This is a genomic window from Pedobacter soli, assembly GCF_900101435.1.
Lineage (GTDB): Bacteria > Bacteroidota > Bacteroidia > Sphingobacteriales > Sphingobacteriaceae > Pedobacter > Pedobacter soli.
This window is the reverse complement of record NZ_FMZH01000014.1, coordinates 90,819-106,900: the sequence shown is the minus strand read 5'-3', so window position 1 is coordinate 106,900 and position 16,082 is coordinate 90,819. Positions and strand designations below refer to the sequence as shown.

13 protein-coding genes are annotated in these 16,082 nt (G+C 41.7%); 1 reads left to right on the top strand and 12 read right to left on the bottom strand.

Annotation, left to right across the window (positions count from 1 at the left end):
• Nucleotides 1–8 precede the first annotated feature (8 nt).
• From BLR37_RS22200 to spt, 11 genes are all read right to left on the bottom strand, one after another.
• Nucleotides 9–1,394: an IPT/TIG domain-containing protein gene (locus tag BLR37_RS22200; RefSeq protein WP_090772514.1), complete on the bottom strand. Its 1,386-nt coding sequence runs from the start codon at nt 1,392–1,394 to the stop codon at nt 9–11.
• Nucleotides 1,395–2,302: 908 nt separating this feature from the next.
• On the bottom strand, nt 2,303–3,238 hold the full coding sequence (locus tag BLR37_RS22195; protein WP_090772490.1) for a phosphatase PAP2 family protein: 936 nt from the start codon (nt 3,236–3,238) through the stop codon (nt 2,303–2,305).
• A complete protein-coding gene (locus tag BLR37_RS22190; protein ID WP_090772488.1) occupies nt 3,216–3,857 on the bottom strand; it encodes a sterol desaturase family protein in 642 nt (213 codons plus the stop codon). The genes BLR37_RS22195 and BLR37_RS22190 overlap by 23 nt, the downstream gene beginning before the upstream one ends.
• Nucleotides 3,858–3,860: 3 nt before the next feature.
• Nucleotides 3,861–5,153 (bottom strand): DUF4833 domain-containing protein, encoded by a 1,293-nt coding sequence (locus BLR37_RS22185; RefSeq protein WP_090772486.1) that lies wholly within the window; start codon nt 5,151–5,153, stop codon nt 3,861–3,863.
• Nucleotides 5,154–5,163: 10 nt separating this feature from the next.
• Nucleotides 5,164–7,704, bottom strand: coding sequence for a DUF5686 and carboxypeptidase-like regulatory domain-containing protein (locus BLR37_RS22180; RefSeq protein ID WP_090772483.1), 2,541 nt, complete (start codon nt 7,702–7,704; stop codon nt 5,164–5,166).
• Nucleotides 7,701–8,078, bottom strand: a complete 378-nt coding sequence (locus BLR37_RS22175) for a GtrA family protein (RefSeq protein ID WP_090772481.1) — start codon at nt 8,076–8,078, stop codon at nt 7,701–7,703. Before BLR37_RS22175 ends, BLR37_RS22180 begins: the two co-directional genes overlap by 4 nt.
• 1 nt (nt 8,079) lies before the next feature.
• Nucleotides 8,080–8,535: a phosphatidylglycerophosphatase A family protein gene (locus BLR37_RS22170; RefSeq protein ID WP_244154733.1), complete on the bottom strand. Its 456-nt coding sequence runs from the start codon at nt 8,533–8,535 to the stop codon at nt 8,080–8,082.
• Nucleotides 8,535–9,860, bottom strand: coding sequence for an inositol-3-phosphate synthase (locus BLR37_RS22165; protein ID WP_090772477.1), 1,326 nt, complete (start codon nt 9,858–9,860; stop codon nt 8,535–8,537). Before BLR37_RS22165 ends, BLR37_RS22170 begins: the two co-directional genes overlap by 1 nt.
• Nucleotides 9,861–9,878: 18 nt before the next feature.
• Complete coding sequence (locus BLR37_RS22160; protein ID WP_090772475.1) at nt 9,879–10,868, bottom strand: NAD-dependent epimerase/dehydratase family protein; 990 nt, start codon at nt 10,866–10,868, stop codon at nt 9,879–9,881.
• Nucleotides 10,865–11,986 carry a hypothetical protein gene (locus BLR37_RS22155; protein ID WP_090772473.1) on the bottom strand — a complete coding sequence of 374 codons (1,122 nt, stop codon included), beginning with the start codon at nt 11,984–11,986 and terminating at the stop codon, nt 10,865–10,867. Before BLR37_RS22155 ends, BLR37_RS22160 begins: the two co-directional genes overlap by 4 nt.
• Nucleotides 11,983–13,188 carry a serine palmitoyltransferase gene (gene spt, locus BLR37_RS22150; RefSeq protein WP_090772512.1) on the bottom strand — a complete coding sequence of 402 codons (1,206 nt, stop codon included), beginning with the start codon at nt 13,186–13,188 and terminating at the stop codon, nt 11,983–11,985. Before spt ends, BLR37_RS22155 begins: the two co-directional genes overlap by 4 nt.
• A gap of 519 nt (nt 13,189–13,707) precedes the next feature.
• On the opposite strand from spt, the gene BLR37_RS22145 reads away from it, so the two are divergent.
• Nucleotides 13,708–14,601 carry an AraC family transcriptional regulator gene (locus BLR37_RS22145; protein WP_090772471.1) on the top strand — a complete coding sequence of 298 codons (894 nt, stop codon included), beginning with the start codon at nt 13,708–13,710 and terminating at the stop codon, nt 14,599–14,601.
• Nucleotides 14,602–14,644: 43 nt separating this feature from the next.
• On the opposite strand, the gene BLR37_RS22140 is transcribed toward BLR37_RS22145, so the two are convergent.
• On the bottom strand, nt 14,645–16,030 hold the full coding sequence (locus tag BLR37_RS22140; protein ID WP_090772510.1) for an arylsulfatase: 1,386 nt from the start codon (nt 16,028–16,030) through the stop codon (nt 14,645–14,647).
• Nucleotides 16,031–16,082 lie beyond the last annotated feature (52 nt).

Genomic DNA, 16,082 nt, shown 5'->3' with positions numbered 1-16,082 from the left:
ATATTTAATTATTCTTCTTTTGCTATTTTTCTGATCAGCCAGTTACCGGTATCACCGATGTAAAAGCATTTTCGGGTTTCATCGTAAGCAATTGCCTGCGGACTATTGAAACGGGCTTCGGTACGTAAATCGCCATCGGCATATCCGTTGGTTCCGTTATTACCGCGACCGGCAAAGGTGCTTACCCTACCCTGTGGCGTTAAAGTGCGGATGGCATGATTGGCTTTATCGCAGAAATAGAAATCGTACTGATCTCCTCCTGAGGTCTCATAATCAGGATTTTTAACAAACACGCCTTGCACAGGGTTATTTAAACGGGCATTGGTACCAATTCCGTCGGCATAACCGGCAGTACCTGCAGCACCACAAATGGTATAAGGTGTTTTAAAGGTTTTCTTATCGCGATCGTAATCAGTACGCATGATATAATGCTTCTCATATTCAACCAGATAGGCATAGTCTCCAGAAGGGTGCATAACCATATAAACCGCAACTGCACTATAAGGGTTAGAAAATACCAGCTTATCTTCTTTGGTGTTAAAATCGTACCTGCGGATATCGCCTGCCCTGTATCTCGAATAATAAAGTTCTCCGTTTTGCGGATGTACCATCGTTCCGTTTACACCACGTGCATATACCTCAATGGCCTTTTTCTGCAGAAAATTGGATTCGCGGCTAAAAATATAATTACCGTTTTTGGTATCGCTCGAGTGGTTGTGCGAAACAATCATGTCCTGGTTTCCGTCAATGCGCCAGTTCATGATCGATACACGATCGAGGTCGGTTCTGAAATAGCTCACGTATTTTTTCTCGAAATCGATAAAGCGGCAACTATTTACATCACCGGTAAAATACATGTGATCAGGGTTTTTCGGATCGATGGTAAGCCAGGTAATGCCTTTAAATGCGCCGCAATCGTTAAAAGGGCCTTCTTTTTCTTCAAAATTACTGGCTACTTCATAATATTTCCCCAAAAAGGTAGAAACCAGCAATTTCCGGGTATACGAAAATGCTTCTTTCGATATGGCCTGGGCCAGTTGCTGGTTATCGCCTCCCAAAATGGTGATTTTAATATCGCCGGCATAGGCTGCTTCGGGAATGATACAATACAGGCTGTTGTTTTTTACACCTATCACTTTTGCGGGCTTTCCGCCAATGGTTACTTTTATTTTAGAAAGATCGTTTCCAAAATTATCGCCATATATCACCAGATTGTTCCCTACAGCGCCTTGCTTGGGGTAGAAATCGGTAATCACCACTTCTTTTCCCGGGTCATACCCCACTTCTTCGGTTAGCTCATCGTGTTTACACTGCGTTAAGCTAAGCACAATGAAACTGAGCAACATCCAATGGATTTGCCAACGTTTGGTTTTAACATTGTTTTTTGTTTTCATATACATATTGCTTTTATCCCGGCTGCCGCGCCAGGTTACATCACATTTACTTATTGATTGCTGCTTGAATTGAGCCTGATAAAACGTTTTTATAAAGACCGCTTAACGCTTTTTAGCTAAAAATGAAGACATTAGCAGACGGAATACCTTCAAAAAATGGCATAAGCATATCCCTGCGATGTTTTTAAACACCACAGCAATTGGAAGCCTGAACTGCCTGTTGCTAAAAATTGAAACCTATATCAGCGATCGTTTTCTTGATCCAGCCTATTCAGTAGACATATGCGAGACAAGCATTTACGTTAAACGCAGATGACCGTTCTGTTTTCTGAAAAATGTCTGGAACTTAAAAAACGTCTGCAAATACCTTTTTCGGCATTTGTCAGGTTAGCAATTACAGATTTGTTTAATGGTATTGGAATGTAGGTAGGATGAGTAAAGTTTTTTGAGCATCATATAAAATAGTTTTGGGTTTCCGTTAATAAATTGGTTTGGGGTAAATTGCCATGAATTAGCCGTCGCGATTAAATAATTTATTTCTCATAAAAAGTACTAGAGCTGCAAAAAGCACAGGGTTACCGGCTTAAGATGTTTGCATTGTGGTTTATTATTTGGTTAACTGAATCAAAGTAAAGCAATACGGCTTTTATTATCTGTTCAACCTTTTGTCGATTTGTCTCAAAATTGTGAGACAAAATCAACAACACAAACCCATAGACAACTGAAAATCAGACACTACAAACAAAATACATTATTCAGTTTGAGAAAATAATGAGCTGAGACAGCCTGTCTTAACAAATGTGAAAACGAGCTGTTAGCATAGCGGGAAGGCTTACCAGCCAGAACGGCAGGCAAATGAAAGGGGAAGAATTAACCGGAAGGTAAATTGATCAGCCTTCCGGTTATTTTTAAGCTATTTTCTGCACCATATAAGCCACAAAGTGTTTTAGTGGAGCTTTTTTCACTAAAAACTGAAAGGAAACAATACCCAATATGGCGCAGCTTATTCCGGCCAACACATCTAAACAATAATGGTGACTACTGTAAACTGCCGAAAACCAGATACCTACCATTACAGTAATAAAAAAGATATTAATGCCACCCAGTTTATTTTTGAGGGTATAATATACCACAATAAGCGGGTAAGAAGAATGCAATGAAGGCATCGCCGCAAAAACGTTAGAGCCTTTACTGTAAATTCCCTTAAAAAGTGTAATGTTGAAAAACTGATCGAAGCGGGCCAAACCAGCGGTATTACCAGGCGTACCCGCTATAAAGTTAAAACCATGCGTTTGCACATACCAGGGCGGCGCAGCCGGAAAAAGATAATACACCACAAAACCCAGCAGGTTTACCCAAACAAACACCAGCGAAAAATGCACAAATTCTGTTTTCTTTTTAAAAAACAGGTATACTGCAAAAGCCAAAGGAACAGGAACCCACATCAGGTAGAACAGGCCGGTTAATACATCTAAAAAAGCACTGCTGTTTGCTTTCCAGAATTCGTTGGGCGTTACGATCAGGCCATGCAGGCTAATCCCGAAAACGTGTTTTTCTGCCTCGTAAAGATCCTGAATATGCACCATGTTATACCGGTAATTGGGGAATGCTTTCATGTAATCGAAAAGGATCCAGTACACGATAAAAATAGAAAAACCCAAAATAAACTTGCGTGTGGCTTTAGAAAAAAAGAACAGCGCGTTAAAGATAAAAACCAGTACCAGCTGATCGGTTTTAAAGCCTACCAGAAACTTTGAAAGCAACAAATAGCCTGCTGACACAGATAAAGCAGCATACACGAAACTGCGGTGGTAAAAACCTTTAGTTCCCGGTTGTTTTTCCATCCTTCTTATCAAAATTTGAGCGAAATATATGGTCCCAGAATGTCCAGCTTACCCCGTAACCTTTGGTCGAATCGGAGTAATGGTGCAGCATATGGTGTTGTTTCAATTTTTTCCAGAAACCGCTTTTAAAATTGGCATGGTGAAGGGCATAATGTACCATATCGTAAAACAGATAGCCAATTATAAAGCCAATAAAAAACGGATAATCGCAATTTTGTGGTAGCAGCCACTTAAACAAAAAGTAAAAGCCCAATGCCATCGGAATACTGGCCGAAGGGGGCATCACCAGCCTTTTGGCATCGTTTGGATAATCATGGTGAACCCCATGAAAAATAAAATGGATGCGTTGTCCCCAGCCCGATTTTGGTTCGAAATGAAACACATATCGGTGCAAAAAATATTCGGTTATGGTCCATATCCCCAGTCCAAATAGCAACCACAATACAAAATTAACCAGTGGCATTTGGTTTTGCCACAGTGATCTATAGCTCAAAAAAGCAATTACCGGAACATATACAATCAGGGGAACATAAAAACGAACTTTCGACAGGCTTTCCATCAAATCACTTTTAAACATCCTTACCGATGCGGTACTGTTGGATACAAAATTCTTCTTCATACCTTAAATTTTAATCCTTTCTGTAAATGCTTTGGCTGGTGCAGCAGCATCGCGACCTTTTATTTCGACATATTTTACGTTAGGAAACCAGAAAGTGCCCCCTTCTATGCGCAGAAATATGCGTTCGATTTCCATCTTTTTATCGTTGATGGTGGCGTAAACATGGTACTTTTTATCGGCTGCTGATTTACGCAGGTACATGGGCAGTTTTTTATGGGAAACAAAGCGAAGCTCGAATTGCCCGTTCCCCAAATCTTTACTCACAATGCCGTAGGCAAATTTGCGCTGTATGTAGCTGAGCTCTTTCTTTTCTCCTTTATCGCCATAGCGCATCCAGAAAACATTTATGGGCTGCTCTTTAATTACTTCGCCATGTTTATCTACATTTAACTGGCAAACAATGGTGTTGGTATTGGGATCGCGCTGTAAATAAAAAAGCTGATTGGCTATACCTTCTGGTGTTGGAAAAACAATTGGCGATGGATTATCTCCCTGTGCCATTACATTAGCCGGCGCCATAGCACCCATTCCTGCAATCAGCAAGGCAGCAGCCACTAAAGCTGCTTTATTGCTGGTCTTTTTTTCATTTCTTTCCTGCTCCTCCAAGCCTTTTTTAGCTTCCTGCAACCTTTTTACCGCTGTAATATTGGTTAAAACAGCCATCAACGTAATGGGTAAAGTAAAAACCGACATGGTTTCGAATACATGAAAAGAAATACCCGGAAGGTAAATTTTATAATCGCCGCCAATAAAATGTCCGGTTACCCCGCAAGCAATGGCAAATACACCTATGGTTACTACCCTTTCAGGCCGTTGCATTAAGCCGCCTTTACATTCTACGCCCAAACCTTCTGCGCGGGCACGGGTATAACTCACCATCATTGAGCCAATAAGCGCAATAAAAGCAAATAGCGAGCTTAAAAAGTAATGGTGTGCAACCAGATAATAGCAAATACCCAGAAACATAATCATTTCGCTGTAGCGATCGAGTACCGAATCGTATAGTGCCCCAAACCTGGAGCTCATATTGCCCAGGCGGGCTACCTGCCCATCGAGCATATCGAATAAGCCTGCAAACAGCACGAGTGCTCCTCCCCAGCCAATGTATGACATGTCGCCACGGTTAGATTTTTCGGCGCCCAGCACAAAAATTACCGCCACTCCTATGTTCAGCACCAAACCTATACTGGTTACCATGTTAGGGGTTAAACCCATTTTAATAAGCCCTTTTACAAAGGGATTAATCACCTTGTAAATAGCCAGCTGAAGGCGATCTCTTAATTTTACGCTTTCCATATATTTTTATTTAAAAATCAAATTTAACCCTTGCCCTTATCCCCCATTTAGTTACTTCCGGATTATCCAGGTAGGTAAAACGCCTGACCAGGTCAACCCTCAACAACTTAAAAATATTGCCAATGCCTACACTACCTTCCATGTAAGGTTGGTTACCCAGCGAATAGGTTCTTTGCAGACCGTTATCGAATGCAGGCAACTGGTAAATACCACTACCGCTTACCGGATTGTTCTCATCGCGCAAACCACCATAAAGCGCTTTAAATGAGACAACCTCCCTTAACTTCAGCTTTTTAATGAGGGGTAGCTTATTGAAGAAAAAGCCATTAAAATTATGATCGATGTTCACACTCACATAATGGTCGCTCACAAACTCCAGAAAATTCATGAGGTTATAGGAATTGAGCTGATAGGCATAGGTTTGGTTAGCCCTGTGGATGGCCAGCAGCGGAAAAGGCACCTTGCCAGCTATGTAACTCCCTTCTACGGTAACATCGCTATAACCCAGTTGCGATAGATAAAAACGCTTATCAACACTTCCGGTCAGGTTATGATAATTGTATTCGCCCCCGAGCAAACCTTTTATCCCTGCCGTATAACGCAGGTTAAACACCGGGTAACGATCGGCAATGGGTACACGGTAAATCTTGCCCTGAATAAACTTCTCGTTAGGTGCATAGCGTAAAGCCACTGAAAGTTCGCTTGTGGTTAAGCGGTTAATCAATCCTCCGCCATTGGCCAGATAGTTCAAGCCTCCGGCAGGCGTTTGGCTCCATTTTTTAAAGCCAAAAGCATAAGAAAAGTGGTTTTCGTACTCGTGCACATAATCCAGTCGATAGAAATCGTTATAGAGCAACATATCGTTCAGCCCACGCTTAAACGACAAAAGGAAATTATCTTCCTGCACAAACTGCAGCTCCTGTCCCGGAATTTTGGTATCGCGCTGAAAACTTCCCCGCACATAATTTTGCGGAAACTGATAAATGGATTTATTGTTAATGGAATAGGTTGCCGACAGGAAGAATTTCCATTTTTCATCTTTAAAACCATAAGCAGCATAATTTTCGAAATAAAACCTCTTGCTGAGTTCGGGTGTGGTACGTCCGCCAAAACGCAGGCGAAAACCCTCTACGTTGTTAAAACTATAAAAGGTGTTAACGGGACCGATTTCGTAAGGACCAAGATTACCATAACCTGCAAAAAGCAAGGTGGCAATTTTTACGGTACGCTGAAAAGAAGGTATTTTTTGCAGGGTATCGATGTTGTGATAAATCTTCGCCTGCTCTTTTGATAAGGGATCTAAACGGTTCTTTTCCCAATATTGCTCATCGCGCGCAGATGCGCCTGCAACTGCAACAATACTCCTGCCCTGAAAAATGGTATCGGGGAGTTTAATATCGTACTGATAATTTTTATAGGTTGAAGAACGCTCTCCGGTAAAACCCATGCCTTTGGTTTTGCCCAGGCCGAAATCGGCAATCAGCTTACTTTTGGCTAAACTGTATTTACCCGAAACTGTAGGTTCAAAATCAAGGTCGATTTTTAAAGCCCGTACAAAATTAAGGTTGATGTTTTTATTTACCCCCATTGATACACCTGTAACGGCATAATGCTTGTCGTTGCTCACGTACAATTTACCCTCAAACAGCATATCGGTGCCGTTTCTTGGCGTAAAAGCAAGCTCAATCACCTCGCCATTGCCCGTTTTAATGGTATCGGTAATAAAAAACTTATAAAAGGAAGGTGCAGCGTTGGCAATGGGGCTTAAAAACTCATTGCTGATAACCGAAATATTGTTTTTATAAATATCAATATCCTGGTACATCCGCTCAAAATAAACCTTCATACCGTTGTTATCAACCAGTTGCTGATCGAAATTAACCTGTTTTTCGCCAATTATCACTGATTTGTTCCGTGTTGGATCGCTGGCAAAATATTTATCAGTTAACTTTTCCTGTATGTAAATGGGCAACAAATTTTTGCCTCCAATAAGCGTCGAATCCTGCTCCTGAAAAAGAAACTGATAGTTCCGGAAAATCCGCTTGTTTTTAAACTTTTCAGACACATTGCTCATCGAAAAAAGCATTTTATCGTACTGCCTGAAAGCGGCTGTATTGAAATTGCTGATCCGGTTTTCTTCCCTGTGGGCAATTACCTGCCTGATCAGTTCTACCGCAGGGTTATCCTTATTGCGATAACGCGCTTTTTTGCCCCCCACTACAGTAACCTCGCCCAAAGCTTTTGCATCGGGTACCAGGGTAACATCCAGCTTTTGCTCAAAACCGGGATTTATATGCTTCGACAGGGTGATATAACCCACATAATTAAAACTCAATCCCTCTTGCGGGCTCACCGAACTAAGTACATAATTCCCGTTAAGATCGGTTTGGGTGCCGATAGTGGTACCTTTAAAAAAAACAGATACATAAGGCAAGGGCTCTTTAGAAACGGCATCGCGCACGGTACCGCTAACGACCGTTTTTTGTGCAAAAGCACTTAAACCTGTTGCCAACCAAACCATGGCTATAAAAAATGAATAAACAACTTTCATTTTAAGGGAAAAATAAACTGCTTTTGCATATAATAATTGTAGCTGATTCCGATTACCACAGAAACTGCTATTTTGGAGAACAGGTAATTGAGCTTAAAAAAATGGGTAAGCAGGTAAACAAATGAGGTTACCAGTAATAAATTGCCAACCCAAACCAGCATGTACCTGATCATTTGTTGCCTCACTTCTGCCCTGCCGGCATTAAAAACCCAGTTCCGGTTGATGTAAAAGTTAACAAGTCCGCCAGCCACGGTACCGGTAATGCTTCCGGCCAGGTACCACCAGCCAAAAATGCTTACGGTAAGGGCGGTAACTAAAAAATCGGTAGCCGAGGCGGTTAGCGATGAAGCCTGGGCTTTTAAAAAAGTAAGCATATTAAAACAGGCCTAAAAGAATAATCCCCTGCAACACCACATTGGCATAAATTCCCGCCAGTACATCATCGGCCATTACGCCCCATCCACCGGGTAATACTTCCATATCTCTGATGTAAAAGGGTTTGGCGATATCGAAAAACCTGAAAAGAACTAAAGCCATTAAGTAATACGGCCATTTTAAGGGCACACAGAGCAAGGCAATGCCCATTCCGGCTACTTCATCTATCACCACCCTTTGGTGGTCTTTTCCCCATACTTTTTCTACTTCATCGCCGGTAATTACGCCAATCAGCAAAATAAATATCGACGATAAAAAAGGCCACAGGTACGGATTGGTGTATGGGGTTTGCAAAAACCACCAGAGGGCGCAGGTAACCGCCGCAGCGACGGTACCTGCACCCTTGCCAATGTAGCCAATGCCGAAGGCAGTAGATATGAGCTTGTGAAAAAACACTATGCCGTTTCTACCACTTCTTCTTCATAATCCTGCCCCAAATGGGTAATTAACTCTTCGCCCATGATGTAGCGCAGGGTATTTTGAAGCTTAATCAGCTGTTTAAAAATGTCGTTCTCTGCTGGTACCCCCGGAATGGTTTGCGGCGATTTTAAATAGAACGAAAGCCACTCCTGAATGCCCGAAAGGTTTGCACGTTTAGCCAAATCAATAAATAAAGCCAAATCCAGTACAATTGGGGCAGCTAAAATCGAATCGCGACAAAGGAAGTTGATTTTAATCTGCATCTTATAACCCAACCAGCCAAAAATGTCGATGTTATCCCAGCTTTCTTTGTTATCGCCATGTGGCGGATAGTAATTGATTCTGATTTTGTGGTACATATCGCCATATAAATCTGCGTTGATTTCAGGCTTGAAAATATCTTCCAGTACGCCCAGCTTAGAAACTTCTTTGGTTTTAAAGTTATCCGGATCATCCAACACCAAACCATCGCGGTTACCCAAAATATTATCCGAAAACCAGCCGTTTACACCAAGAGACCTGGCGGCAAGGCCCGGAGCCAGAATGGTTTTCATTAAGGTTTGTCCGGTTTTAAAATCTTTTCCGGCAATTGGGGTATTGGTTTCTTTTGCTAATTCGATCAAGGCCGGAATGTCGACTGTTAAGTTTGGAGCACCGTTGGCAAAAGGAATTCCAAGTTTTAGTGCCGCATAGGCATAAATCATACTTGGCGCAATGCGCGGATCGTTGTCTTTTAAACCTTGCTCAAAAGCAGCCAGCGAGTTGTGTACCTCAGAAGGCTCGAAGTAAATTTCGGTAGAACCACACCAAACCAATACAATGCGGTCGCAATTGTTATCGGCCTTAAAATTGGTGATATCATCCATTACAGCCAGTGCCAGTTCGTAACGGTTATCGATATCTTTTACAAACTTGCCATCCAGGTTTTTAACATAATTGCGATCGAAAGCGGCACGCATAGGCTTAATAGCCTGCAATTCTTCTTTTACATCGCGCAGTAAATTGGCATCCAGTACGCGTGCATTCATAGCCGCTTCATAAACGTTATCTTCGTAAACGTCCCAGCCACCAAAAACCAAATCCTCCAGTGCAGCCAACGGCACAAAATCTTTAATTTTAGGTTCTTTCTTCTCCGTACGTTTACCAATGCGGATGGTGCCCATTTGTGTAAGTGAACCAATTGGCTTTGATAATCCTTTTTTAACCGCTGCTACGCCCGAAATCATGGTTGTAGCTACCGCCCCCAGACCTGGCATTAATATTCCCAGTTTGCCATTTGCTGATTTTACTTGTTCTGTCATCTTATCTTATTTAAATGCTTATAACCATTTGTTAAGCTGATACCATTTTATTGTTTCTTCTAAACCTTGTTGCAGCTGGTATCGTGGACTGAAACCGAGGTCGTTTTTAATATTTTTAATGTCGCAGCTCCAGTTAATACCCGTAAGCTCATTCACCTTATCGATGTTTAGCGTAGGTATTTTACGGAGGAGCTTATACCCTTTTTCGAGGCCCCAGGCAATGCCCTTAATGAGTGGCAACGGCACCTGCACTTTAAAGGTTTTCTTTTGCATAATGGCCCGCGTATGCTCAGAAAAGGCAGACCTGCTGTAAACCTGCCCATCAGAAACATTATAGCTTTTGTTAACCACTGCCGATTGCAGCGAACTGATCATAATTTGGGCTAGATCTTTGACATAAACAAAGCTCAGCTGCTGCTCTTTATCGCCCATGTACACCTCAACGCCGCGGTTTATAGCTTTAATTACCATCAGTATTTCGCGCTCTCGTGGTCCATAAACTGCCGTTGGTCGAAAGACCAGCCAGGGCAGCTTCTCTATATTTTGTAAATAGGTTTCGGCCAAAGCTTTACTTTTACCATAGTAGGTTACCGGATTTGAGGCCCCATTATCACTCAGCTGATAGCCAACCTTTTTTAGCGGTCCCAATGCAGCAAGGCTGCTTACAAACACAAACTTTTCTACCTGATGTGTTGCCTGCGTAACCGCTATGGCCAGGTTGCGGGTATAGGCTGCATTGTATTTGTTGTACTGGTCGAGGTTTTCGGCCTTGGTTACCGCTGCCGCATGGATTACATAATCGTACTTGTACTCCTCAATATGCCTGGTCATCTGGTAAATAGACTCGAAATCGAGCTCCACAAAACTGATAGCTAAACCCTGTAAATGACCGGTTTGGCTCGATTTACGAACATTGGCAAAAACCTCCAGGCCATTTGATAAGGCTGCTTCGATTAAATGAAAACCCACAAAACCTGTAGCACCGGTAATCAGAATCCGCTTTTTCATAGATTTTTTTCCAGAATTCGATACTTGCGATAGAGTTTTCCACCAATATCTTCAATCGGCCTGTTTACCATATCATTATGTTCCAGTGTCCAGCTCGCCTCGGCATATTTCATTTTCTTTTCCAGAAAATGCCTGATGATTTCCCCGTAAAGACAAGCCTCAATGCCCATCTTCCGGTAGCCATCTACCACCCCCAGCAGCATAATCCTGATGCCATTTATCTTCTTTTTGTTAGCCAGTAGCTTAATTAACCCCGTTGGAAACAACCTGCCTCGTTTGATTTTAATGAGCACCTGATTGATATCGGGTATGGCCAGTGCAAAACCGACAATCTTGCCTTCCTGCTCGGCCATGATACAGAATTTAGGATCGAGAATCAGCTTAAGATCGTTGGCTGTATACTCAAATTCAGCATCGCTCATGGGTACAAACCCAAGGTTTTTATCCCAGGCTTTGTTGTACACTTCTCTCAGGGCATCGCGCTCTTCAGCAAATTTTTTCATGTTGATGTGGCGGATGGTGATGTTGTTCCGGAGTAATCTTTCCTTAATCCGGTCCATCAGCTTAAGCGACCGGTCACTATAATTTTCTACGGTATAGCGATAAGCACGCAGATCGACATTTTTTGCGTAGCCCATTTTTTCGAGCAGGGGCAAATAATAAGGCGCATTGTAAGGCATCATGGCCACAGGCGGACCATCAAAACCTTCAATCAATAAACCACAAACCTCGTTGGTAGAGAAATTTACCGGTCCTAGTACGCGGGTAAGCTTTCTGGCCTCGAGCCATTGATGTACCTTTTGGATTAATAGCTCGGCTGCATCCTCATCGTTTATACAATCAAAAAAGCCAAAAAAACCATCTGTTGCCTCGTAAACCTGATTGTGGCGTGTATTTTCAATGGCTGCAATACGGCCGATAATTTCACTTCCATCCAATAGCAAAAAAAGCGCTATGGTAGAATGTTGAAAAAACGGATGTTTGCCCGGCGTAAGCAGATCTCTTTGGGCGATAAAAAGTTCGGGCACATAATTGGGATCGCCGGCATAAAGTGTATGCGGGAAATCAATAAAAGCCTTTAAATCTTTTTTATCCGTGACCGGTTTAATTACCCTCATAACCTTACATTTAAGAGGTTAACATTCACCGCAACAAAGGCAGCTTTCAATTGTGCTACAGCCATTTCTATTTGCTCAAAACTATGCGTAGCCATCAGCGAAAAACGGATGAGCGAAGAATCAGAAGGCACAGCAGGCGATACGACCGGATTAACGAATATGCCATTCTCCTGCAGGATATTGGTAATCATAAAGGTTGCCGTATTGTCTCTGATATACACCGGAATAATCGGGCTATTGCTGTGACCGATATCAAATCCGGCATCCAGCAAAAGTTTTTTGGCGTAATTGGTATTGGCCCAGAGTTTATCAATACGCTCGGGCTCCCTTTCTATAATATCGAGTGCGGCAATAACACTGGCTACAGCCGAAGGTGGCATGCTTGCACTAAACATGAGCGAGCGGGCTCGATGTTTAATAAATTCGATGGTTTCGGTATTGGCGGCAATAAAACCACCCAGCGAAGCCAGCGATTTACTGAAAGTTCCCATAATCAGGTCTACCTTATTGGTCAGGTTAAAATGCGAAGCGGTACCTGCCCCATTAAAACCAATTACACCCAGACTATGGGCATCATCCATCATGATATTGGCGCCAAACTCGTCGGCTATTTCGACCATTTCGGGCAAATTAACCAAATCGCCTTCCATGCTAAAAATACCGTCAGAAACAATAAGCTTAGCAGAATCGGCTGGTAAACGGCTTAGTTTACTGCGCAAATCATCCATATCGTTATGGGCGTATTTTATCGTTCTGGAAAAAGAAAGCCTGCTCCCATCGATAATTGAAGCATGATCGTATTCATCCAGAATAAGGTAATCGTTGCGATCGAGCAGACAGGAAATTACGCCCAGATTTACCTGAAAACCGGTACTAAATAATACTGCAGCTTCTTTTCCGACATAATTTGCCAGGCGTTGCTCAAGTTCGAGGTGAATATCGAGTGAGCCGTTTAAAAAACGTGAACCCGCACAACCTGTACCATACTTATCGATGGCATTTTTTGAAGCTTTTTTAATTTCTGGGTGATTGGTAAGCCCCAAATAAGAATTAGAGCCAAACATCAGTACTTTTTTCCCATTTATCACCACCTCAGTATCCTGAGCCGATTCAATTGACCTGAAATAAGGGTACAATCCTTTTTCTTTTATAAGTGTTGCATCTTTAAATGAAGCAATTCTATCCTGTAGTTTTTTACGCATGCCAAATGCTTTATTCTGTCTTGTTTGAAGCATATCATTTTACACCAAACGCATCAATTCCATTAGCAAAAAGCCGGTAGCCCTTCACTTTTATCTGATGTTTTGTTAACACAATTTTAACGCAGAATCTGACCTAAAAAAAGGTTGAAAAGTGGGATATATTGGTCAAAAAGGTGGATCGGTTGAATATGACATTTAGATGAATTGACCGTTCTACTATTTGACTTTTTAAATAAAAAGGTAAAATTCAAAAATCGACCTAAAAAAGGCCTAACAAGCTTCAAAAACAAACACAAAACACTAATATTTAACATATTAAAGCATTAAAACATTATCTAAAAAATTAATCAAACGATTGATTTTTAATCAAAATTTCGTCAAATTTTTAAAAAATAAAAAAATATTATCGTCCAAAACATACATTTGAAACCAGGAAAAACCGGCTCGTTTAAGCACAATTTGAAACACAAAAACCTAAACGATTTTAACGACTAATAAGACCAATAATTTAACACCAGAATGGGACAATTGCATCCAGGCAAAAAGCTATCGTCATCGGGCCACGCCGATACCCTTAGAGGTGTTGAGTTGATGGTATCGATATACAATAGTGCCAGTGGAAATGAGTGCCCCAAATCACCTTTCCGATCAACCGATTTCGGGATTTTAATGGTTAAAAAAGGGAGCCTGAAAATCAAGATCAATTTTGTAGCGCATATTTTAAACGCCCGCGACATTTTATGTATGCTGCCCGATCATATCTACGAAATACCAGAAGAACCCGATGCTACGGTTATTTTTACGCATTTTAATAAAAGCTACCTGGCACGGAAAGGGATATTCTTTAATATTGCCGAAACCTATAAAATATTTAACGGGAACGAATTGTTAAAGTTTTCGCTTTCGAAAGCAGAATATGAGCAGGTATTGGCTGATATGATGGCACTTCAAAACCGGCTTTCGATCTCTAAACATACCCGCCACATTGATGATATTATACACAATAGCTTTTTATCTATTGTTTACGATATCTTTTTACTAAACGAGAAGCAAAAGAAACTGCCTGAAGCGGCTATTAACAGCAAGGTAGAGCTTACCAACCGGTTTTTATCGTTGGTATCGGAGCGTTTTAAAGCAGAAAAACGGGTAATTTATTATGCCAACTGCCTGCACATTACACCAAGGCATCTTTCGCAGGTAGTTAAACAGGTTACCGGAAGGTCGGCCGGAGAGCATATAGATGATTTTGTAATCAGAGAAGCCAAATTATTACTTACCGGGCATGTAATGAACATTTCGGAAATTGCCGAAGAGCTCCATTTCAGTAATCCTTCCTTCTTCGGAAAGTACTTTAAAAAACATGCAGGTTTATCTCCGCTATCGTTTAAAAGAGATCATAATATCGCCTTGTAGCTAACCTTTTTGGCATGCTACAAGACAAGTTCTAAGTGCTGTTTTATTTAACCGTCCAATATGGCGACTCCGTTCTTGCAGTTAACAGGTAATCTTCCATTTTCTTTACCAAATCAGGGTGGGCTGCAGCTACATCTTTAGTCTCGCCGATATCGGTTTTCAAATCGTAAAGTTCCAGTTTATGGTGCCTTTTTACACCTTTCCACTGGCCATAACGCACAGCTTGCTCAAAGCCTAGCTCAAAAAATTCCCAATACAAAAAACGGTCTGCATTAGCCTTGCTCCCTTTAATTACGGGATAAATACTGGCGCCATCTGTTTTAAAACCACTGGTTTTACCTGCAATTTCGGCAAATGTGGGCATAATATCGGGGAAGTATCCCGGTACACTGCTCGTTTTGGGTGCATTTTTAATAAAAGGTGCCCATGCAATAAACGGAATGCGGATGCCGCCATCGTACAAATCTCTTTTATAGCCCTTTAGTTGCCCGTTCGAATCGAAAAACTCCGAAACAGCTTTGAGCTGACTGGTAGGTTCTGACCGCGGACCGTTATCGGAAGCAAAAAAGACAATCGTATTTTCAGATAATCCACTTTTAAGGAGGTAATCTTTTATCTTTCCTACTGATTGATCCATGTAATAAACCATGGCGGCATAGGTTTTCATATCCTCAGGCCAGTTCTTATTTTTATAAATGGCCTGATCGGGAACATCGAGTGGCGAATGCGGATTGTTGAAGTTCAGCATCAAAAAGAAGGGTTTTGTATTGTCTTTTTGTGTTTTCAGGTAAGCCAATGCTTCGTCGGTACAAATGTTAGTTTCGTAATAACCCTTTCTGGCGTTGATATTGGCTTCAATTGTTTGGAGTTTGCCATTTACATAACGATGGTCGGGCCAATAGGTACTGGCGTATGTAGCCGGTATGTTGACGAGCCAGCCCGAAAACTGATCGAATCCCCTTTGCAAAGGTGTAGCCAGCGAATCGTAGCCATCAACATGCCATTTCCCAACCAGCGCAGTATTGTATCCGGCATCCTGCATGAGGTTGCCTATGGTGTAATCGTTTTTAGTAAGATTAGCCCGGTAAACCACATTTTTTCCTTTTTTGCCCGGAAGACCACCCTGATCGGTTGCATTGCCCCTGATGGTAGCATGACCGGTATTTAGCCCGGTAAGAATTGAACCCCTTGATGGTGAACAAACCGGAGCGCCGGCATAAAAATCGGTAAACCTAGTCCCTTCCTTAGCCAACTGATCGATATTGGGTGTCAGGATCAGCTTTTGTCCGTAAACGCCTACATCGCCATAACCCAAATCATCGGCCATAATAAAAACGATATTGGGCTTTTGTCCGGATTTTCGTTGCGCAAAAGTTAATCCGCTAAAAAGAATCGACAAACAGGCTATAATTAAACTTCTCTTGATCATTTTAAATAATTGAAGGCTATTTGCCTGTAAATATAACCTAATCAATGCAAAA